At 58.5% G+C, this 19,835-nt stretch carries 18 protein-coding genes and 1 pseudogene; 14 read left to right on the top strand and 5 right to left on the bottom strand.

Features of this window, described 5'->3' with window-relative positions:
• Window positions 1-1,311: 1,311 nt before the first annotated feature.
• Window positions 1,312-1,983 carry a secretin N-terminal domain-containing protein gene (locus AKN83_RS25750; RefSeq protein WP_050627256.1) on the bottom strand — a complete coding sequence of 224 codons (672 nt, stop codon included), beginning with the start codon at window positions 1,981-1,983 and terminating at the stop codon, window positions 1,312-1,314.
• Between the two features lie 223 nt (window positions 1,984-2,206).
• Between AKN83_RS25750 and AKN83_RS25745 the strand changes: the two genes are divergently transcribed.
• The 11 genes from AKN83_RS25745 (at window position 2,207) to AKN83_RS25695 (ending at window position 11,320) form a co-directional block, all read left to right on the top strand.
• Window positions 2,207-2,728, top strand: coding sequence for a nodulation protein NolB (locus AKN83_RS25745; protein WP_244486031.1), 522 nt, complete (start codon window positions 2,207-2,209; stop codon window positions 2,726-2,728).
• A 95-nt stretch (window positions 2,729-2,823) separates the two neighbouring features.
• Window positions 2,824-3,600: a type III secretion system inner membrane ring lipoprotein SctJ gene (sctJ, locus tag AKN83_RS25740; protein WP_172803623.1), complete on the top strand. Its 777-nt coding sequence runs from the start codon at window positions 2,824-2,826 to the stop codon at window positions 3,598-3,600.
• A 22-nt stretch (window positions 3,601-3,622) separates the two neighbouring features.
• Window positions 3,623-4,243, top strand: coding sequence for a hypothetical protein (locus AKN83_RS25735; protein ID WP_050403010.1), 621 nt, complete (start codon window positions 3,623-3,625; stop codon window positions 4,241-4,243).
• Window positions 4,240-4,863, top strand: coding sequence for a type III secretion system stator protein SctL (gene sctL, locus AKN83_RS38540; protein WP_083992228.1), 624 nt, complete (start codon window positions 4,240-4,242; stop codon window positions 4,861-4,863). Before AKN83_RS25735 ends, sctL begins: the two co-directional genes overlap by 4 nt.
• Window positions 4,860-6,215, top strand: a complete 1,356-nt coding sequence (gene sctN, locus AKN83_RS25725) for a type III secretion system ATPase SctN (RefSeq protein WP_050403011.1) — start codon at window positions 4,860-4,862, stop codon at window positions 6,213-6,215. Before sctL ends, sctN begins: the two co-directional genes overlap by 4 nt.
• Complete coding sequence (locus AKN83_RS25720) at window positions 6,191-6,727, top strand: hypothetical protein (RefSeq protein WP_050403012.1); 537 nt, start codon at window positions 6,191-6,193, stop codon at window positions 6,725-6,727. The genes sctN and AKN83_RS25720 overlap by 25 nt, the downstream gene beginning before the upstream one ends.
• A gap of 57 nt (window positions 6,728-6,784) precedes the next feature.
• The gene (gene sctQ / locus AKN83_RS25715; RefSeq protein ID WP_050403013.1) at window positions 6,785-7,840 is read left to right on the top strand and encodes a type III secretion system cytoplasmic ring protein SctQ; all 1,056 of its coding nucleotides are present in this window, start codon (window positions 6,785-6,787) and stop codon (window positions 7,838-7,840) included.
• Window positions 7,833-8,498 carry a type III secretion system export apparatus subunit SctR gene (sctR, locus tag AKN83_RS25710; protein WP_050403015.1) on the top strand — a complete coding sequence of 222 codons (666 nt, stop codon included), beginning with the start codon at window positions 7,833-7,835 and terminating at the stop codon, window positions 8,496-8,498. The genes sctQ and sctR overlap by 8 nt, the downstream gene beginning before the upstream one ends.
• 1 nt (window position 8,499) lies before the next feature.
• Window positions 8,500-8,775 (top strand): EscS/YscS/HrcS family type III secretion system export apparatus protein, encoded by a 276-nt coding sequence (locus AKN83_RS25705; RefSeq protein WP_050403016.1) that lies wholly within the window; start codon window positions 8,500-8,502, stop codon window positions 8,773-8,775.
• 695 nt (window positions 8,776-9,470) lie between these two features.
• Window positions 9,471-10,286, top strand: a complete 816-nt coding sequence (gene sctT, locus AKN83_RS25700; protein WP_050403017.1) for a type III secretion system export apparatus subunit SctT — start codon at window positions 9,471-9,473, stop codon at window positions 10,284-10,286.
• Complete coding sequence (locus tag AKN83_RS25695) at window positions 10,283-11,320, top strand: EscU/YscU/HrcU family type III secretion system export apparatus switch protein (RefSeq protein WP_050403019.1); 1,038 nt, start codon at window positions 10,283-10,285, stop codon at window positions 11,318-11,320. The genes sctT and AKN83_RS25695 overlap by 4 nt, the downstream gene beginning before the upstream one ends.
• Window positions 11,321-11,503: 183 nt before the next feature.
• Here the strand turns inward: AKN83_RS25695 and AKN83_RS25690 are convergent, their stop codons facing one another.
• Genes AKN83_RS25690 through AKN83_RS25680 form a run of 3 tightly spaced genes read right to left on the bottom strand, consistent with a single transcriptional unit; the run spans window position 11,504 to window position 14,319 of the window.
• On the bottom strand, window positions 11,504-12,136 hold the full coding sequence (locus tag AKN83_RS25690; protein ID WP_050403020.1) for a CpaD family pilus assembly lipoprotein: 633 nt from the start codon (window positions 12,134-12,136) through the stop codon (window positions 11,504-11,506).
• Between the two features lie 9 nt (window positions 12,137-12,145).
• Complete coding sequence (locus AKN83_RS25685; RefSeq protein ID WP_050403021.1) at window positions 12,146-13,603, bottom strand: type II and III secretion system protein family protein; 1,458 nt, start codon at window positions 13,601-13,603, stop codon at window positions 12,146-12,148.
• A 26-nt stretch (window positions 13,604-13,629) separates the two neighbouring features.
• The gene (locus tag AKN83_RS25680) at window positions 13,630-14,319 is read right to left on the bottom strand and encodes a response regulator (protein ID WP_050403022.1); all 690 of its coding nucleotides are present in this window, start codon (window positions 14,317-14,319) and stop codon (window positions 13,630-13,632) included.
• 165 nt (window positions 14,320-14,484) lie between these two features.
• Between AKN83_RS25680 and AKN83_RS25675 the strand changes: the two genes are divergently transcribed.
• From AKN83_RS25675 to AKN83_RS25660, 3 genes are all read left to right on the top strand, one after another.
• Entirely contained in the window at window positions 14,485-14,646 is a 162-nt protein-coding gene (locus tag AKN83_RS25675) for a hypothetical protein (protein ID WP_157113567.1), read from the top strand.
• 2,890 nt (window positions 14,647-17,536) lie between these two features.
• Window positions 17,537-17,911 (top strand): VirK family protein, encoded by a 375-nt coding sequence (locus AKN83_RS25665; protein ID WP_244486019.1) that lies wholly within the window; start codon window positions 17,537-17,539, stop codon window positions 17,909-17,911.
• Window positions 17,912-18,662: 751 nt separating this feature from the next.
• A complete protein-coding gene (locus AKN83_RS25660) occupies window positions 18,663-19,244 on the top strand; it encodes a hypothetical protein (protein ID WP_050403027.1) in 582 nt (193 codons plus the stop codon).
• On the opposite strand, the pseudogene AKN83_RS38530 reads toward AKN83_RS25660, so the two are convergent.
• Window positions 19,230-19,799, bottom strand: a pseudogene (locus AKN83_RS38530) (IS110 family RNA-guided transposase); the annotation flags it as partial. The gene AKN83_RS25660 and the pseudogene AKN83_RS38530 overlap by 15 nt on opposite strands.
• Window positions 19,800-19,835: the final 36 nt, after the last annotated feature.

Here is a 19,835-nt window from a genome sequence, read left to right as displayed (position 1 = left end):
GCTTTCGAGAAGCTGACGGCGCTCAAATGATTTCACAATGAGTTGCGAAATGGCGTCGCTCAAGGCGACGACGTGTCCTCAATTCAGCATCAGCTTGCATGGGTGCTCGGTCGCTCGCCTCTGCGACAGCCAGGTCAACGAGTCTGCCGCTCTTCGCAGGACTCGCGTGTGCTGATTGATGCAACACATCCCCGCTTCCGCAGCATCGCTCGGCAACTCACCAGCGCTCAGCCAGCTCGCGCCTGTGTGTCAAAAAAATGTGTTGGCATCTGCCCGATCGGGACGATGCAGCATGATCGGATCAGATTGCCGGGGTGGACGCACGAATTGATCCATCGCCCAAAAGTTGAGCGGCGCATGGTACTGCGGACGCCTCGGATCTCGGATGCTTGGTCACCTGGCGAGTGTTCGTCCGAACCAGCAGGCTCAAAGGCGGCGTCCAGCGACGGTTCGAGACGAATGAGCCCTTCTGCTCGCCATTGCGCGGTGTGAGGCACACACCAGGATGGTGAACGTTGTACTCCGGACATTTCTGCTCGGCATGACGTCACGGCCTCTCAGCATCTCGATCTGAGCAGGCGTAGCTGTTTGGCCGATGAAGACGGGTTGTCCCTGGCGAAATATCCGTTCGCCATGACGAAATCGCCAAGTTCCGGCGGCGCGCCGCGTGCAGGCAACGCGGGTCCCGCTTGGACCGGTCCTGGGTGAGGCGACCCCACTCGTAGGAGTCCAGGCGCAAGATCTTACCAAACAGGGTCGTTGCCGAAATCGGAGGCTTCCGCGCGATCTTGAGCGGCCGCTTGTTGGGAATTGGACCGCTCGCGGTCGATCAATGACGGCTCGCAGCGCGATGATTGGCCTCCCAGCTCCTGCCAAATCAGGTCCTGGTTGTATTCGGCATCTCATGCAACGCCATCAGCTCACGCTCAAACTCACTTCGATCGGCGGGCGATGAGGCCGAGTGGGGGTGGTGGGCTCTTGTCTGCTCCGCTTAGCGCATTGAAGTCCATCCTGTTTCTCCTTTTGCACAACAAAACGGCTCTCAACCGACGCGACGAAGTCCATGACGGACTTCGTAGAGCATCTCAAAGGCTTCGCATGAAGCGCTAAGGCTGCAAAGCAGGTCACGGATACTGCTTGCCCGGATCCGGCTCGCGCGTCCCGTGGTGCGGGCCCGGACGTTTATTGCCTGGCCTGCGGCATCGCCGCTGGACGGCCGCCCTCTAATCATAACAGCACCGGCTTTCGAAAAGCTGACAGAGGGCATAAGTAGAAATTAGACCTCTTCCCAACCTGTCTGTTATCATCCGTTCATTTCTTACCGGTATCAGGTGCGTGAACCGCGCCGTCTTGATGTGATAGTGCGGGCGAAGGAACGTCATTGGGGCGTCCTTCGCGAACGACCACGCTGGAAGATCCGCGAAATAGCATCAAAACCGACTCATGCGGTGGCTGTTCGGCTCCATGCGGGTTTCGTCGCGCTTGTGCCTCCGCCACCAGTCCTTTGAGTGTCTGCTCCACAAGCGCGATAAAGCGAGGCGGACCGGACGCGAAGACGAGGCCATCTCCCGGTACGGCTCTCACGAGGTAGCGGTCGTCCGAGATGTTGAGTGCGTCGAGCGCTGCCTTGAATGCGTCAAAGCTGATCGGACTCAAGACCAGAAGGCGGCTTTGCACCTCATGCGCGTCAGATACGTAGAGCACCAGCCCATCGTAGTACCACTGAAGATTGTAGAGATTGGTCAACCGTTCGAGGAACTCGCGCGGTGGGAGATCCGGCATTCGCCCGCGAATTCGTCCCTTCACCCCGGTGCTGATATCGACTCTGATATTGAGGTTGTTGCCGAACTCCTGCAGCGCGGCCGCGAGGTCCTGATCCAGCACTGTGTAACTATACGGCGTCGACGGCAACGCCAGCGGGGCGCCGAGCGCCTTGATGGCGCCCAAGCAAATGAAAACACCAACATAGAGAACTTTCTTCAAGATATGCAGCCTTGTAGACGAGATGAGCAGTTCTGCGATTTTCTTCTACTTGAGACTAAGCACTGGAATTCGTCCCAAAATTTGGAGGCCGACGCTTCGCCGGAAATTGGAGGCCAACCGTGATCATTCGATGACAGGTGCTCGTCAGCTTTTGGTCAGCTTGCCTCTCTAGGGTGCCAGCCCATTCATGCGAGCGAATGGCTAATCTCACAACGTGACAGAAATGATTTCTCCCATGTGGCTTGGAATTGCGACGGTCTCCGCCAACCCCGTCGAGTGTGCCTCCAGCGGCTGTTCGCTGGCACACGCTCAGTTTCACGAGAGTCTCGCGCAGGCCGCCTTGAAACAGGGGGGGATCTCTTCAGTGACCGAGCGCGCGCCGGTGTCATTGGTGCCGGAAGTGCAGCGCGCAGTCACGCCGGCGAGCCCGCTTGGCGATCGCGTCCTTCAGGGCATTTCTGCTATCCACCAGGGCAAACCATTTCCTGGAGGTGCAGTTTCGCCGACGCTCGTCGGCGACCCTGAGCCCGCAAAGAGTGTCCAGCTTGGGCCGGCCGCGCAACCGCTCCTGTGGCCGCAGCAAGTCGAGGTGCATTCGGCGGGCAAGCCGGAAGGCGCGGATCATTTCGATTCGGCGCTGACGAATTTGCGCGATGTTTACAACGGTGTTGTCCAGGTTTCGCTCATCTCCAAAGGGACAGGTGCCGTCAGTTCATCTCTGAATAAGCTTCTATCGGCAGGCTGAGCGAGCCGTTGGCTGTCTTGACGAAAGGCAAGATCGGTAACGGTCGGCCCGCGAGCAAGCGGCTTCATGCTCTTGTTCTGCTGCTGCTTTTACCGATGCTCACCGGTTGCAAAACCGATCTGTATACCAAAGTTCAGGAGCGTGACGCCAACGAGATGCTTGGGCTGCTGCTGAGCAGGGGTGTCGATGCCATCCGGGTTATCGGCAAGGATGGGACGAGCACCATTCAGGTGGAAGAAAAGCAGCTCGCCTATTCCATCGAGTTGCTAAATGACCAGGGCTTGCCGCGCCAGCCCTTCAAGAGCCTTGGCGAGGTGTTCAAGGGGTCGGGGCTTGTTGCCTCTCCGGTCGAGGAGCGGGCCCGCTACGTCTATGCTCTCAGCGAAGAATTGTCGCGCACGATCAACGATATTGATGGGGTTCTCTCCGCCCGTGTTCATGTCGTTCTGCCGAAGAATGATCTTTTGCGGCAGGATGCAACCCCGTCCTCGGCGTCGGTTTTCATTCGGCATGCTTCCAACGCGAAGCTGTCAGCCTTGCTGCCGCAGATAAAGATGCTCGTCGCCAACAGCATCGAAGGTCTATCATACGACAAGGTGGCGGTCGTGTTCGTGCCCGTTGAGCGGACTCAGCATGAGGTCTCGGTTGCGCCGGCGGCAGCTTCGCAAGAGTCAACCAGGTTCGTCTCGGCTCCCATTGCGATCGGCGCAGGAGGTGCGCTCGGTGTATTGGGCATCCTATCTTGCGTACTGCTGAGCGTACGTGGTGGCCGACTTCGCCAATCCTGGCGCAAGCTGATGAATCGCGGCAGTGGTGCAAGCAAGCCATCGGTCCAGTCCGTTGGCAAAAAGCTCCCCTCCGATGCGAAGTAGGTAGGCATTCAGGTCCGTATCGATGGTATCCCCCGACCAAAATCATTTGCTCAACGCGCATTCCGATCGCCTGCGTGAGCTTGCCGCCGTGATCCATCCCAGCCGTTTGGCCGGCCATCTTGATGGGCTCCTGTCGGAGGCCACAGTACAGCAGTTGCAGAAGACTCCGAGGCTGCAGCAAAGACTGGCCGAATTGCTGCTGAAAAGTGAGGAGGCCTCGAACGGAACTGACTGGGGCAGGGACGTTCTGCTCGGGCATGATCCGCGTCGGGCGGCCCTGCTCGCTGGCAGTATCTGGCACGCCCGCTCGGTGCTGAAGCTTGTGTCAAAGCATGATGTGGCGATTCTGATCGAAAATATTGGTGCGGAAGCGCATGCGTTCTCAATCCGACACTTATCTGGCGCGGTCGCGACCACATCGATTGTCGATCCGCATAAACTATCGAGCCAGATTGAACATGACGGACATGCGTGCCTTGGTGCCTGGCTCAAGGACGCATCAGAGCTTGACCGTGTGCGGGTCCTTTTCCGTTTACCTGTGGGGACCGCCGCCGAATCCCCAGGAGCCGAACACCACAACGCAGCGAGTCGTTTGCTGTCTTCGGTGGTAGCCCACTTGGCCAGCGAGGCGCCAGCGGTATGACGGCCGATGAAATAGCCCGGCCAAATAGCCCACGGATACGGCCGCTTGGTCCACTCATACCAGCCGCGGAACTGGGCATCTGGTACGATGCGGTGCAGACGCGTGCGCTGGCCGACCGCTATCTGCGGCAGGTCCGCAGTTGGGCAAGGAAAGCCTATCAGCAAGAGCGGGAGCGCGGCCACAGCGAGGGTCTTAGGTCAGGATCGGACGAAATGGCACAGCTGATCGCCCGAGCTGCTTCCGATGTGGCTCGGCGAAAAGCCGTTCTGCAGCAGGAGTTGCCACAGCTCGTCCTTGAGATATTGACCGACCTGCTGGGCTCCTTTGATCCCGGCGAGATGCTGGTAAGAACCGTTCGTCACGCCGTCGAGCAAAGATATGGCAGCGCAGAAGTATGCCTTCACGTGTCTCCTGTGAACGCTGATGCACTAAGACATGAATTCCAGGCGTTCGACGGGACGGATGGTCGGCCGAGAGTCAGAATTGATCCGGACCCGGCTATGGGGCCTGACCAGTGCGTTCTGTGGAGCGAGTTCGGCAATGTGGATTTAGGGCTTGCCGCACAGCTCCGCAAATTACGTCTCAGGCTTGATCCGTCCTCTCAGGAAGGCGAATCGTGACGATGCAACGATCAGACCATGATCAAGCGGCCGGAGAAGCAGATTTGCATGCGGCGCTGGCATCGGTAAGGTCCGCAGCAAAGGACGTCGATACGCGTGCTGTGCGGGGACGGATCACGCGGGCGATCGGCACGTTACTTCATGCCGTATTACCAGGGGCCCGTGTCGGAGAACTTTGCCTGTTGCAGGATCACGCATCCGGATGGGCGCTTGAGGCCGAAGTCATCGGTTTGTTGCCGGATGGGGTTCTGCTGACGCCTATCGGCGATATGGTGGGCCTGTCACACCGCGCGGAAGTGGTCCCAACCGGGCGCATGCAGGAAGTGTCAGTCGGGCCCGGCCTGCTCGGTCGCGTGATCGACAGCTTCGGCCGTCCACTCGATGGCAAGGGGCCCATAAAGACGGTCCATGCTTGTCCGCTCCGCGGCAGGGCACCCAACCCGATGAAGCGGCGTAGCATCGAGCAACCATTTCCTCTCGGCGTTCGCGTGTTGGATGGGCTTCTGACGTGTGGCGAAGGTCAGCGGATCGGAATCTATGGAGATGCTGGGTGCGGTAAGTCGACGCTGATGTCGCAAATTGTAAAAGGGGCGGCCGCTGATGTCACCGTAGTTGCACTCATAGGAGAGCGCGGCCGTGAGGTGCGTGAATTCATTGAGCGTCATCTTGGAGATGCTATTGCGCGCACGATCGTTGTCGTTGAGACATCCGATCGATCCGCAATGGAGCGGGCGCAGTGCGCTCATATGGCGACCGCACTCGCGGAGTATTTTCGTGATCAAGGACTGCAGGTCGTCCTAATGATGGACTCGCTGACGCGCTTTAGCCGTGCCATGCGCGAAATCGGCCTCGCCGCGGGAGAACCTCCGACCCGGCGCGGCTTTCCTCCTTCCGTCTTTGCGCTGCTGCCCGGTCTGTTGGAACGTGCCGGTATGGGGGAGCGGGGCTCCATCACGGCATTCTATACAGTGCTTGTCGAAGGTGACGGTACGGGCGATCCGATCGCCGAAGAGTCGCGCGGCATTCTCGATGGTCATATCATTCTTTCGCGCGCACTGGCTTCGCGCGAGCATTTTCCCGCTATCGACGTGCTGTCGAGCCGGAGTCGTGTCATGGATGCGGTCGCCTCCGCGCCACATCGCAAGGCGGCCTCCGTCTTCCGCGATCTGCTCTCGCGCTACAATGAAGCTGAGTTCCTGATCAAGGTCGGTGAATACAAGCCCGGCAGCGACCCACTGACTGATCGGGCAATCGAGTCAATCGAGGAACTGCGCGCATTCTTGCGTCAGGGCCAGGACGAGCCATCCAGCTTTGAGGAGACCGTTTCATGGATGTCGCGTCTCACGGCCTGAATCCCGTGCAAGCGTCGAAATTGCGGCTGGTGAAAGACATGAGGGAACGAAGCGCGCTTCGTGAATTGTCGAGCTTGGAAGACAAGCGCCGAATTGCAGCCGACGCGCTGCAGCGGGCGTCTGAGGATCTTGAAGCCACGCAGAAGCATCGCGCCAAGGTCGAAGCTGAACTTTATTGGGAACTGGCGCAGCTCGAGACAACGTCCGTGACCGAACTCGATCGACGATGTCATCTCGTCCTTGGGCGACTGGCAGCAAAGGTCGAATCGGCGCGTCAGGCGCTTGTGCAGGCACGCATCGCGCACGAGGAGACCCAGCGGGCGGTGAATGAAGCGCGGGCACTATGGGCCGGGCGTTCGGCGGCGAGCCAGAAATGGCAAGAGATTGAGGGAAATATCCAGCGCGCGACCGCCGTCCGTTCGGAGTCTGCGGCCGAAATCGACGCCGACGATGAAGTTTTGCTCCGATATCAGGGTGGTTCGCGCAGCCAGACGATCGGCGGGGCATTCTAATGGTTGGTTCAGTTATGACGTCGCGAACTGCGCCCGTGCAACCTGTCGGTAAGTGCCGTGGCTGAACCCGCACTCTTTCAGCCAGCGGTGAAGCTGGCACATGAAGTGGTCTCGTGGGTCAACGAGATCTCCGCACGGCGCAGCGTCCTGCAGAGCCGCCTTGGCGACAAGCCGCTATCCATCCGCGTGAGCCGGCTTGTTTGGCAGGCCGAGCCATATGCCATGTCGATGGTCGACTGCGTATTTCGGGCCGGAGGTGAGACAGCTGTTTTGTCCTTGCCTCGCCTTCTCGTCGAGACACTGATTTCAACAGTCCAGCAGGGCCTTACTTTACCCTCCGACCCAACCTGCTCGCTCGTTCTAGAGCTTGCGCTGGCACCCTGGATCGTTGGATTAGAGAACGTGCTCGCATCGAATGTGCAGCTGATCCGCATCGAAGACGCAACGGCGAAAGGCCCCTATCTGGAGCTCGATGTTGCCATCGGAGCGCTGGCAGGAAAAGCCCGCCTGTTCTTGTTCGCGCCTCTCGACGGTCTGATTCCTTCTGCGTTCCGCTTGTTGGGCGAGTTGATTGGCCAATTACCGCGAGAGCAAGGCAAGATTTCGTCGGAATTGCCGGTCGTGATTGCGAGAGAGATCGGCTCGCTGCGGGCGCCTGTCATGCTCCTTCGCCAAGCACAGCCCGGCGACGCACTGCTGCCCGACGTCATTCCGTTTGCCCATAGCCAGCTGATCCTCACGGCGGACAAGTTGTGGGCGCCGGCGCAGGCCGCAGACGACAGACTTGTCCTTCGCGGACCATTCCGCCTGCAGCCCCATCCTCTAAGGTATGTAGATATGACGATACGCTCCCAAACGGAACAAGCAATCCTGCCCTCGGAAGCCGACATCGACAGTGTTGAGATCACGCTTGTCTTTGAATGCGGCCGCTTGCCTATCCCGCTGGGTACGTTGAGAAGCATCAACGAGGGATACGTGTTCGAACTTGGGCGGCCGCTGGACGGTCCAGTCGATATTGTAGCCAACGGTCAATTGATCGGCCGGGGCGACATCGTGCGCATCGGTGAGGCGCTTGGGATCCGGCTACGTAGCAGGTTGGCAGTCAATGGTTGACATTCAACCGAGCGTCCTTGCGCTTCTCGCGGCGACGGTCGGCCTTGGCCTGCTGGCATTCGCAGTCGTCACAACGACCGCCTTCATAAAGGTTTCTGTCGTTCTCTTCCTGGTTCGCAACGCGCTCGGAACTCAGTCCATACCGCCGAATATCGTCCTGTATGGCGCTGCATTGATTCTTACCGTGTTTATAAGCGCTCCAGTGTTCGAGCAGACTTACAATCGCGTGACCGATCCGCAACTTCGCTATCAGACCGCCGACGACTGGGTGATCGCCGCCAAGGAGGGCAGCGAGCCGCTGCGCGCCCACCTCAAAAAGTTCACCACTGAGGAACAGCGCACGTTCTTCCTGTCATCGACGGAACATATCTGGTCGGATGAGATGCGCGGCAACGCATCAGCCGATGATTTAGCAATTCTCGTGCCGTCCTTTTTGATCTCGGAACTTAAGCGTGCATTTGAGATTGGCTTCCTTCTCTATCTTCCGTTCATCACGATCGACCTGATCGTGACGACAATTCTGATGGCCATGGGCATGTCGATGGTGTCACCAACAATGATATCCGTTCCTTTCAAGCTCTTTCTGTTCGTCACAATCGACGGCTGGTCGCGGCTCATGCACGGATTGGTGTTAAGCTACGCAACGCCCGGAGGTTGAGATGGACGAAGCCAGCATCCTCACCCACGTGAGCCGATCACTTGTCCTGTTCATGATCTGGGTTCTGCCGCCGCTCCTGGCAGCTCTCGTGGCGGGATTGGGTATCGGCATCGTGCAGGCAGCAACCCAGCTGCAGGATCAAACCTTGCCACTGACAGTCAAGCTCCTCGTTGTCGTCGCGGTGCTCGTTCTGTTTGCCCCGGTGCTGAGCGCGCCGCTAATCGAACAAGCCCAGCATATCTTCACTGAGTTCCCCGCGCTCACAGCGAGGTATTAGTGCGGGAACGCAAGGCTGACCAAGCCTAAAGCTATGGCGTCGCGTTTGTCTGTCCTCATTGTGAACCGTGACCAGAAGAGGGGAGTTTCGTCAGCTTACCGAAAGCTCGCCTCACTAGCATGGGACAGATGAATCCGAACTGTCCTGTTCGGCTCGATGGGCCTTCGGAGGAAGAATGATCTCATCTGAAATTGACATCCACTCGATTCAAATCTTGCTCACGATGGAATGACCTGCGGTAAGGCCTGGCCCTCGATGTCTAACCTGGCGAGTTATCAACTAGGAGACAGGCGAACCGCTTTGATCTCAAGCGGCCGCACGGCTTTGACGTTCTGATGGATCATGCCGCGATGAAGGTGCCGCCCGAGACTGATCGCCACAAACTGTTGAATTGATGGAAGCTCCGAAGCGCCAGATCATCAGCACCGCCCTGCGGCCAGTGAGACCCGAAGGAGCTTGGGTTGCTGGCCTTGCAGCGGCGCTATTCGGCGGGTCCTATCTTGAAATGGTCATACCTTATTGGCGACAGCCGTGGATGCTGAGAGTTGAAGCGCACGACCTGGCCTGGCGCTAGGTATGTCGCTCTGCAACCGCTAGGACACGAGGTAGATGACCAGCAGAGTGCTTGACGCCTTGCATCATGGCGAGGCACGGGCGATTAGATTGGCTTGAAGCGAGCGGCGAGCTGGACTCAAATGGATGCGTTGTCACCCACCGAGACGCAAAGTCTGGTTCAGACTGCCGTCGAATTCGTCGTTGCGGCCGGACTTGGCGCGGCCCGGGCGCTTGGCATTATGCTGGTTCATCCGGTATTCACCCGGCCGCACATTAGCGGGATGATCCGTGCAAGCGCGACGGTTGTGATTGGATTGCCTTGCTTGATGCAAATCAAGAGCGGCTTGCAGACGCTGGATCCCGGCACCCGTATGATTGCGGTCGCGCTCCTCGGCGTGAAGGAGATATTTATCGGCCTATTATTCGGCTTTCTGCTCAGCATACCACTTTGGAGCATCCAAGCAGTTGGTGACATCATTGATACCCAGCGCGGCATCTCAAGCCACGTAGACGATCCTGCGACGCGCAGTCAAACCTCCGCAATGGGGCTCTTTCTCGGAACTGCGGCGGTTACGATCTTCGTTGTATCGGGGGGCCTGAACACAATGATCAGGTGCCTCTACGGAAGTTATCTGATCTGGCCCGTGTATCGACTGCTACCGCCCCTGACCGAGCAGGGGGCAATGGAGTTTATCAAGCTTCTCGACCATATCATGCACACGACCCTCGTGGTCGCCGGGCCCGTGCTGGCTCTGCTGCTTCTGATTGACGTATCCCTCATGCTGCTCGGGCGCTTTGCGCCGCAAATCAAGCTGAACGATCTTTCTCCGACTATCAAGAATGCCGCCTTTGGCATCATCATGGTGAGCTACGCCGTCTTCCTGATCGAATATATGGGAGCCGAGATCGTTCAGTTCGACGGTGTGCTGGAGTGGCTCGAGAAGTTCTTGAAATGAACGACACGAGTGAAGAGAAAAAGCTTCCACCAAGCCACAAGAAGCTGAGGGACGCGCGTAAGAAAGGGCAGAGCCCGCGCAGCGCCGATTTTGTGACCGCGGCAAGCCTTTGCGCTGGTTTCGGCTGCCTTTGCCTCAGGGGGGGCCCGATCGTAGACGCATGGCGCGAAGCCGTGCAGCTCACCGACAAGCTGCAGGGCCAGCCGTTCAACAGCGCGGTCGGGCAGGCGTTGGTCGGATTGGTGGACCTTTCTATGGCAGCCGTAGCTCCCATCCTGGGTGCGGCGTTGGTTGCGGCCGTCTTGGCCGGCGTCTTGGCCAACGGCGGGTTGACGATTTCCGTCGAGCCGTTGAAACCCAGTTTTGAGAAATTGGATCCGGTGAAAGGGCTGAAGCGGATTGTCTCCCAGCGCTCGCTTGTCGAGCTTGGAAAGTCCCTCGTCAAAGTATTGGTTCTTGGTGCCACGTTCCTCTTCACTGTGCTCGCAGGTTGGAGGGCACTGGTCTATTTGCCGGTGTGCGATTTGAGCTGCCTTGGTGTTGTCTTTAACGAGCTGAAAGTACTGATAACGATTGCTGCCGGCGCCTTTTTGATTGGTGGGCTGGCCGATCTGCTCATTCAGCGTTGGTTGTTCCTGCGCGACATGCGCATGACGCAGAGCGAGGCCAAGCGCGAGTCCAAGGAACAGGATGGTAATCCGCACATCAAGGGTCAACACCGCAGGATCCGTCGCGAGTCGGCGAACGAGTCTCCGCTCGGCATCCACCGGGCAACATTGATATTGAGTGGACCGGCGACGGTGATTGGCCTGCGCTACGTTCGGGGCGAGACAGGCGTCCCGGTTCTGGTGTGCCGCGGTGAAGGCGCGGTGGCGGCACAGTTACTGGCGCAGGCGCGCGCCCAGCGTCTGAGCATTGTCGAGGATCATGTGTTGGCGCGGCAGCTGATCCGCAAAGGTGGGATGGGTAAGGCCGTTCCGATGGATTGTTTTGAGAGAGTCGCAAAGGCGGTGTTTGCCGCCGGCTTTGTATAGTGTCGATACGCTCAGACCTTCGCGCAAAGACCCTATTGTCGCAGAACCTGGTACAAGCTGCGCGATCCAAAAACGACGGCTGAGCAAAGACAGGACTCCAGGAGCCTCGTCGGCCCATCGCAAGACTGATATGGAAACCAGAGTGTCCAGCGTCGTTCGTCCTGCCCGGATGTTGCGAGCCGCTTATTGGGTTTCTGGCGCCCCCCTGTTTTGGGTTCCATCCTCCAAATTGCTGCGATTGCCGGTCGCCGCGGGCCCACGAGCTGTGATGGGAAGCACTGCACGATCACCACTGGTCGGCATGACGGCGCCATTGCCTAGCAGGTCGCCAGGATCGTTGACCATGACGGCGAGGTTATTGCGGACTGAGCAGCCAAGCGTTGGATCAAACGAATTGTCGCCTAGAGAAGGGCCCGTGACAGCGAGCGGCGGACAGACGGCAGGATGTGCCTCGTAGGTAATTGCCTCGATCCGGACCCCGAAATGTGCGGGTAGATCGACGGGAGAGGCGGACAGGCGGATATTGTAGGGGGCAACGCCCATCGCGCGCGCCTCATGGGCAACCTGCGCTACGAGCCGCGGTGAGCCGGCGACGTCGAGTTGGAGTGCATCGCGCCGGCCGCGGCTGGCATTCGCAATGAAATCCCGCAGGCCGTACTTTTCGTTGCGACGAAGATTTTGAAGCAGCAGGACACTGGTCTTCTGCTCCACCCGAGCCGCTTGTCCAGCCGGTCCGGAAGAAATCGCAGCACTATTTGCACATCCGCCAAGGGCCGCCGCAACTGGGATCAAAAGACATAGGTGTCGCAAGGTCATTGGCAGTCCTCATTCTATGATAAAGCCGGCACCGACGGTTGCACCCGATCTGGCCGTGGCGGGCGCCGCCTCATGGCCCTTCGACGAACCAGCCAGCGTATTCGTCAGGGTGCGCCCTGCGTCCGAAGGCGGCCCGATGCGATCAGTTGGAGCGCTCATCTTGGCCGGGCTAGATCCCGGTCGGACGATGTAGGGAGTGACAATGATGACCAGTTCGGTCTCCTGCTTCTGAAATGAAGAGGAGCGAAACAGCACACCAAGGATCGGAACATCGCCTAACCAAGGAAAAGTGCCGATGTCGGTACTGAAATTGCGCCTGATAAGCCCCCCAATGGCGAAGCTTTGACCGCTGGCAAGCTCAACGACAGTACTGGCACGACGCGTGGAGAGGCCGGGCACCGATATTCCGTTGACGCTGACCTCGCCTTCTTTCGACAGTTCGCTGACTTCAGGCTTCACATGGATATTGATCTGATTATTGCTGAGGACGGTTGGGATGAACTCCAGGCTGATTCCGAATTGTCGGAATTGGACCGAGACTTGCCGGTTGTCCTGCATCACCGGAATCGGAAATTCGCCACCTGCCAGAAAACTTGCGGATTCCCCGGACATGGCGGTCAGGTTCGGTTCAGCCAGGATCGAGGCGAGGTGCTCGCTGGCGAGTGCGTCGAGAACAGCGCTCAGGTTGATATTGCCAGCGCTGTACCCGATGCCGATCGTGCCGCCGCCGCTGGCCGATCCGGAACCGCCACTTTTTCCCGTGGCAAGGAAAGCGCCGTTCGGACCGGAAGCCGTGAAGTTGATATTGAGGTCCTTGACGGCACTGCGGGAGACTTCCGCCACCCGCACACTCAGATTCACCTGCAGCGAACCTGCCACCTGAATCTTATTGACGACCAGCGCACCCGGACCGAGAAACTGCTCGGTCACCTTCCTGGCCGTCTCGACGATATCGGCGTTGGGAGCCGTGCCGCCAAGGATTGCGCCGCGTGGGGTATAGCTGACCTGGATCGGATAATCGCCGATCTCAGCCTTCAGCGTGGCACGCAGGTCCTCGATCGGCTGGGTGACGACGACGCGCAGCTCGGCGAGAGCCTCGCCGTTTTCGTTCAACGCGAACAGGCTGGTTCGTCCGGATTTTTTGCCAAATACGAATATCGTGCTGCTCGATGGCGCCTGATAGTCGGCGATCGCCGGGTCGGCAACAAAAATGCTCGCTGCCGGCGCGTTCAGATGAACCGTCTTGCCCTGTGAGGAGGTGAGATTGAGCGTGCCGGTGGTGCTGCCAGGCGCCGAATGTGGCGGCTCTCCTTTGCTGTCCCGTTTTGTCTCGGCTGCGCCTGCAAGCGGAAATAGCAGAGCAAGTCCGCACAGGACATAGCACAAGCGCGGCAGAGCGGCAGAGCGTTGCGCTATCATGACCATGAGCGGCAGATTGGCGCCGGCAGCATTCTTGACGACCTTCAAGGGATTGTTGCTTTCAAGTTAGATTGCTAGGCAGCCGATGCCGCGCCGACGAGTTCAAGGGTGTAGCCGACCCCGCGCGCGGTCTTGATCCTGAGCGTCGCACCGGCCTGGTTCAAATGCGCGCGTAAGCGATAGATCCCGACTTCCAGCGCGTTGGTCGAGACCTCGTCGTCAAACGCATACAAGCTATCTTCCAGCGATGTGCGCGGCACGGTGCGGCCGGCGCGGTTGAGCAGATGTTCGAGAATGCACACTTCGCGCCGCGCAATTCTCAGTATCCGGCCGCCAACCGAGACTTGCCTTGCGATAGGGTCGAAATGCAGATTGCCGAATGTCACCACCGGCGCCGTCATTTGCGTCGATCGTCGCAGGATGGCCCGCATGCGGGCGATGAGTTCGTCGATAGACACGGGCTTGGGCAGGAAATCATCCGCACCTGCATTGAAAGTTGCAATTCGGCGGCTGAGATCATTGAGACTGCTCATCATCATCGCCGGCATTGATCGTCGCTCGCGCCGCAACTGCTTCAGCCAATCCAGTCCGTCTCCGTCGGGCAAGACAGATTCCAGCAGGACCATGTGGTAGTTCGCGCATTCCAGCGCGGCCGACGCCTCATCCAGTGTGCGCGTCACATCGACGGCGAAGCCGCAATTCAAGAGCGCTTCCTTCACGGCGCGGCCAAAGTCCGCATGATGATCAACCAGGAGAATTCGCATTCATTGCCTCTCGTCCATCCTCGGCAGGACTTGAGCGTGTCACGGTTGACCATGTGGCTCGGTGGGCGGCCGCTTTGACGTGAATTCGAAAAGTCGGAAATGCCAGGATGGAGCATAGTGGCAGGCGATCAATGTTTGCCGGTCTATCGTCATCGGATAGGCGGCTTGCCGCGCATCGCGTCCGCCGGCGACACCGTTCAAAAGACCATGCATGTCAGCAAGAGCTCCGCTATTTCCAACAAGGTTGAAAGCCTTGGCTGCGCGCTGATGCATCTGTGGGCCGAGGCCGCCGCCGGCAGGAGCGATTACGCCAAACCGCGCGAGTGAAACGAAATCGCAAGTGAGAGCGGCTGAATTGGCCGAACAAACTAGCGAAGCTGACATTTTGAAACTCCCTCAATTCGTCTTAATCCGCGGTCGGTCCTGCTAGGCTGTTGAGCCTGTAGTGTCGTCAAGCCACGGCAATGCAAGGTTTTTCGCGTTTTTTAAGACAGTTCACGCGCTGTGCATCTGGCCGATGTGTTGGAAGAAGCCGAGATGCACGACGAAAGATCAATACGCCTGTTGGCTGGATAGACATCCTCTCGTTGGCCGGTGATTGCCGCGCGAGGTGCCAATCGTCCAAAGTGCGGTCGCGCCGGAGTCCTCCCATGCCGCCGCGGAGCGAATGCAGCGAACGAAGGAGGAATCGAGTCCGGCGTTGCGAGCGCGCATCGCCTGAGGTGGTTGCCCAGGCTCCGTGTCGTCACACGGCTAAACCACGAGACAATGATCTGATCCGAAACTCGGCGTATGACCGGCAGACAAAATTGTGACTGCTCGCGTTCTTCTCGCCCGCTGGATCCTGGCCTGGCTACGCGTGGGGCGAGTCGTCCTACGCTGTGCGCAGAAGCGATGCACGATGTACGCTCTGAAGAGAAGCCATCGAGTGTAACGAGGCGGAGCGGCCGTGCATTGAGTTTTTGAGACGTTCGCAATTCTTGCTACCTGTCAGGAAGAGTTCACGCGAGCGGGCTCTGTCGCGAGACTGTCGTAAATCCTACAATCTGACGCTAGGTGAGATTCAAGCGCTTTGACGACTTCTTGTAGCGGCGCCATCAGGCTCGAAAGCCTCGTGAGATAGCGGCGATACAGTTTAGACCAGACCATCGACCTGCGCATGGCGGTCTTGCGCTATCCAGGTCGTGAGCATTTCGCCGTCCGATCAAGCTTAGCGCCAGAGCCATGGATGTGCACGAAGAGCCAGTCGTTCGTGCCAGGCTTTGGGCAAAGCCATGGCATCACAATCGGACGATCGACGGATCCGCCTCATGCGCGGCAATATTGCGGGAAGACCGGGGCGGGTATGCGTTCGCGTGACGGGCATGGGCTAACAGCCGAGATGCGGACGAGCGATCGCGCGAGCCAATTTGATCATCAAGGAACTGAGGAGAGAATCGATTGCCAGACGTCATTTTGAATGCTGCCTCCATAGATCGCGGTCGACTATGAGGGGCTTTGGTGCGATCAGCAAAATCGATTGTTTTGATGGAACACATCCAGGTGACGGATCGGCCCTGCTGCAACAGTATCGCCTGTCGCAGACGAGTGAATAGCTGAAGCGGTCGCGGCCAAAGCGTTGATCGCGCTTCAATGTCAGGTCGTGCTAGCTAAAAGGGGCGATACTTCGCGTTCAGAGGTTTACTTCGTCACGCCTCCGGCCACGCGTGATGGCCACTAACAAATTGATGCAGTGCGATGTGGGAACGTAGCCAAGATACCAAGATGCCCCGAACGGCCAGCTCCTCCGTCGTAGTGCGACTTTCTCTCTCGGAGCCCTCACCGCCCGTAGCGCATTGCGTAGGGGGCTGCCCCGTTCGATCGGCGAGTTGATCAGACATCGGTCGCGCCACGCCCTATGCTCAAACTGTTACGCGTGAGGTGTGCCGTGCTCCAGGTCTACCATGAGGTGGTTGTCTTGGTGCATGAACCAAAACGAACCATACTAAATGGCGCGGTCGACAGAGTATCGATGCATTACTCCCGCGCTTGTAGGGATTTGCTTCGCTGGCGGCCCGGTAGCTCTCCAAGTTGCCGCCCAGGAACAGGCGCTCAGTCTCTCGGGTTGGAGTTCTGCCGAGTGAGCACATCAAATAGACGTCCCCGTCGATGTGGTCCGGATCGTCGGCATTCATTCCAAGACCGATGCTGCTCAGCACGTCGTCAGGCGTTCAGACCGCGGACGTCGGTACCGTATAGGTGTGCAGCGCGTCCGCATTGTTGGCGATCGCTCTCGCCCAAGTATCGCACGAAACGGCGAATGTTTCCGGATCCTCGACCAACGATACCAAGGCAGATGTGGTCGTCTGGCCGCGCATATGCCAGCCTGCCTGTCGATCCGGCTCGGCTGCTGCAGCACGTCGTGAACCCCGAATGGAGTGTCGGCGGCATTCCGGGGATCAACATTCATTTCAGTCTCCATTCGAGTGCCGGCTATTGGCGCAAACTATCGCAGGCGCAGCTTTCGAGAAGCTGACGGACCAGGAAGGAAGCCATTTGCCTTGGCCTTTGAGGGGAGCCGGATGGATTTGGTCAGTGAGGCGATCGTCAGCCAGAAGGAAGACGCGCAAAGCCAGGGATCACAAGTCGGCGCTGTCTCGTGCTCTCTGTCGTTGCTGTTTCGAGTGGGCCGAGATCGTGTCCCTTGACTGAGCTCGTTCGGACCGCCGCGCCAGGTTCGCTCCACCACCACCTCTTTGCGGGTACGCCCTCTGGGGCAGCAGTCCTTGCCCGGCTATCACATGGACAAGCTGGCGGATGCGACGGGCCGCCGTGTTCTTTTCAAGTCGTTTGCTTACAAAGAGCAAGAACGGCATCCTCTCGGAGCCGTCGGACCTGCAATGGACGAGCGCGACCGGTTACCGTTTTGTAGTTTCCAAGCGGCCGACGCTCGATCGAATCGTTCTAGCTAGTCGATTTTGCACGAGGGCGAGCCGCTTTAGCAAACCTGACCTACGAGGTTGTGACGTCGGAATAGCCGTTACAACCACTTGCGCCTAGTTGCGGCAAATTGTCTTTGTCGCAGGCACGCTTGATGTCTTAAATCCGCCAATCGGCTTACACGACGTCTTGCAGCGTGCGATCTGTGGTACTTATCGAGGGAGATGAGCGTATGAAGTGTAGTGGCAAAGGACTGGCGATCGTATTGTCCTTGCTTTCGACCGTAGGCGTGAGCACGATGACGAGAGCCGATGAGCCCTCGCCGAAATACACCGAGGTGCTCCATGCCCTGCAGACCGGCAAGAATGTGAAGCTCGTACTGGACATGAGCCACTGTACAGCCGCGGAGGGTGGCAAAGCTGCGTCGGCAACACAGGCTGGTCTGGTCATCAATGCCTTCAGGGTGACCCCCCAGAACGGCATTAGCTTCGCCAACGCCCACCAAACGGTGGACAGCTCCGGGCATGCCGTGACCGAGTACATCCGCCATAGCCTGAGCCGCGAAGGCAGGCTCACGGTGCGGGCTTCGAAGCTTGTCGTCGGGACCACCGAACTCGTGAACCAGGGCGAATTCATCTGCGAACTGCCGGATGGCGCTAAGTTCATCTGGTAAACGAAGAGAACAGCGCAGGGGGACGCGCTTCGAAACTTGATCCTTTAACCGTGCAAACACCTTCGCAGGTCATGGCGGATGGTTTCGATCGTGAGAGGCGGCCAGATTGTTTCTGGCCGTCTTTTCCTGAAGCGCATCGAATGCACGAACTTGCTGTCTCAAGGTATCGTATGACGGCCATCGATCCTCATTAAACCTCGGTTATCGGAAGATCGGCGGTTCCGGCTAAGAGTGACCGCAACCAGCTTGGAGCAGGAATTTTTACGAACTGGGCGGACTAAACTAACCATGAGGAACCCAGCGCTGTTGCAGGGGTGCCGATTTAAAGCGCCAAAAGCGAAAACAGAAGGCTTTTTGATCCACCAGCGACGTCGCTCGCGTGGTTGCAAAGACGGCAGCATCAAGATGAGCCCGCTGCGGACAAGCTCTACTGCTAGCATCGAGACGTTAGTATGTCGGGAAGCAGACAAACCCAACTCAAACGTCATCCAAACTGTCGACTATTGCTTGGCACGAAGAATGCACACCCCTAGCCATGCCTAGGGGCTTTCTGGCTACTATCGCAAGTTGCGGCCGTGGCTGGCCACTGAAGTTAGCAGTGCGTAACATAAGGCAGACGGCGTCTGCTCGGCCGATACCGGCGGGCGTCTTGTCACGTCGCCGCTAACTTTCAACGGGGTGAATAGCAGGCTTGTACGGTTAGAGCAGAATGAAGGGGACGCGCTGGAGAGGGCGCGAAAGACCTCGGAAAATGAACGCAGAGAACAACTTCGCGGCCCGGCTCCTTGACGCCGGACGCCTAGCAGCAATCGCGCGTACACGTGGCCTGAAGACGGATGTTTCATACTACGTCGACGAGGCGCTCAAGGAGCTTTGGCGGACCAGATCACCGGAAGAAGCAAAAGCGATCGCAGAGCGTTGGGTCTTATGGGACGCAAAGGGGAAGCCTTGGCCGCGCATGCCCCCACTGGAAAACGTCGTCCCGTTCAAACGGGCCGGCGCGGCCGAGATGCCGAGGACGCCCTTGCAAGCAATCCGCGAATGGTTCGAAAAACAAGATGAGGACGTACAATCTGCAATCGCTGGCATGGCGGCGCTTTTGATTTTCGAAGGTTGCAATCTTCTCGACTTCAGCAACAAGGAATGGTGCGACCATTTGCGCCGATGGCTCGGTGAGACGGGATTACCAAACCATAAGGTCATCGGCCGTGCTCTGACGTTTCGCACCTGTTTCGAGTATTTCTCGGAGAGCAGGTTCACCGAAGCGGCGTGGATGCGATCCAAAGAAGCAGCCGTGAAAATCCTTGCAGATGAGTCCCGCGAGCAGGTCTAGCATCAATCGGAACATGGCGAGGGCCGCTTCGGGAAGCGAACTGGCCATCTCTTTCCCCTCGATCAAATCGGCAAGCTTCACCACATGCGACGGTCCTTTGGGCGCAATCCAGCCATGTTCTGTGAGATGCCCCCGGATCGCATTGATGAGCTGGGTTCGCTGCCGTACCAACAGGTCTCGGGTTCTAAACACGAGACCGGCCGCCTGCTGCTCTTCGCTCTTAACGGCCACGAACCGCATGCTCGGCCGCTGGGCAGCTTCGCAGATTGCCTCGGCATCGATCGCGTCGTTCTTTTGCCGCTTCACGAACGGTTTTACATAGGCGGGTGGGATCGGCCGAACTTTATGACCAAGCTGGGTAAGCTGACGGGCCCAGTGATGCGCTCCACCACACGCCTCCAGCGCTACCGTGCAACTCGGCTGCGCCGCGAAGAAATCCAGCAGCTTTCCCCGGCTGATCCGCTTGCTGAATATCGCGCAACCCCGCCCATCCGCCCCGTGAGCGTGAAAAACATGCTTGGCGATATCCAGACCGATTGTGATAACCTTTGACACGGACGCCTCCCTTAAGTGGTTCTCAACAACTCCACT

Source organism: Bradyrhizobium embrapense (genome assembly GCF_001189235.2).
Classification (GTDB): domain Bacteria; phylum Pseudomonadota; class Alphaproteobacteria; order Rhizobiales; family Xanthobacteraceae; genus Bradyrhizobium; species Bradyrhizobium embrapense.
This window is presented reverse-complemented; position numbering and strand designations above follow the sequence as displayed.

What these genes read in the sequence shown, in the direction of transcription:
- AKN83_RS25735 (WP_050403010.1), top strand. Translation starts at nt 3,623, where the DNA reads ATGGTATCCCCCGACCAAAATCATTTGCTCAACGCGCATTCCGATCGC.
- AKN83_RS25665 (WP_244486019.1), top strand. Translation starts at nt 17,537, where the DNA reads ATGACGAGAGCCGATGAGCCCTCGCCGAAATACACCGAGGTGCTCCAT.
- sctR (WP_050403015.1), top strand. Translation starts at nt 7,833, where the DNA reads ATGGTTGACATTCAACCGAGCGTCCTTGCGCTTCTCGCGGCGACGGTC.
- AKN83_RS25660 (WP_050403027.1), top strand. Translation starts at nt 18,663, where the DNA reads ATGAACGCAGAGAACAACTTCGCGGCCCGGCTCCTTGACGCCGGACGC.
- AKN83_RS25745 (WP_244486031.1), top strand. Translation starts at nt 2,207, where the DNA reads ATGATTTCTCCCATGTGGCTTGGAATTGCGACGGTCTCCGCCAACCCC.
- AKN83_RS25690 (WP_050403020.1), bottom strand. Translation starts at nt 12,136, where the DNA reads ATGACCTTGCGACACCTATGTCTTTTGATCCCAGTTGCGGCGGCCCTT.
- AKN83_RS25720 (WP_050403012.1), top strand. Translation starts at nt 6,191, where the DNA reads ATGGATGTCGCGTCTCACGGCCTGAATCCCGTGCAAGCGTCGAAATTG.
- AKN83_RS25680 (WP_050403022.1), bottom strand. Translation starts at nt 14,319, where the DNA reads ATGCGAATTCTCCTGGTTGATCATCATGCGGACTTTGGCCGCGCCGTG.
- sctT (WP_050403017.1), top strand. Translation starts at nt 9,471, where the DNA reads ATGGATGCGTTGTCACCCACCGAGACGCAAAGTCTGGTTCAGACTGCC.
- AKN83_RS25695 (WP_050403019.1), top strand. Translation starts at nt 10,283, where the DNA reads ATGAACGACACGAGTGAAGAGAAAAAGCTTCCACCAAGCCACAAGAAG.
- sctJ (WP_172803623.1), top strand. Translation starts at nt 2,824, where the DNA reads ATGCTCACCGGTTGCAAAACCGATCTGTATACCAAAGTTCAGGAGCGT.
- sctL (WP_083992228.1), top strand. Translation starts at nt 4,240, where the DNA reads ATGACGGCCGATGAAATAGCCCGGCCAAATAGCCCACGGATACGGCCG.
- AKN83_RS25705 (WP_050403016.1), top strand. Translation starts at nt 8,500, where the DNA reads ATGGACGAAGCCAGCATCCTCACCCACGTGAGCCGATCACTTGTCCTG.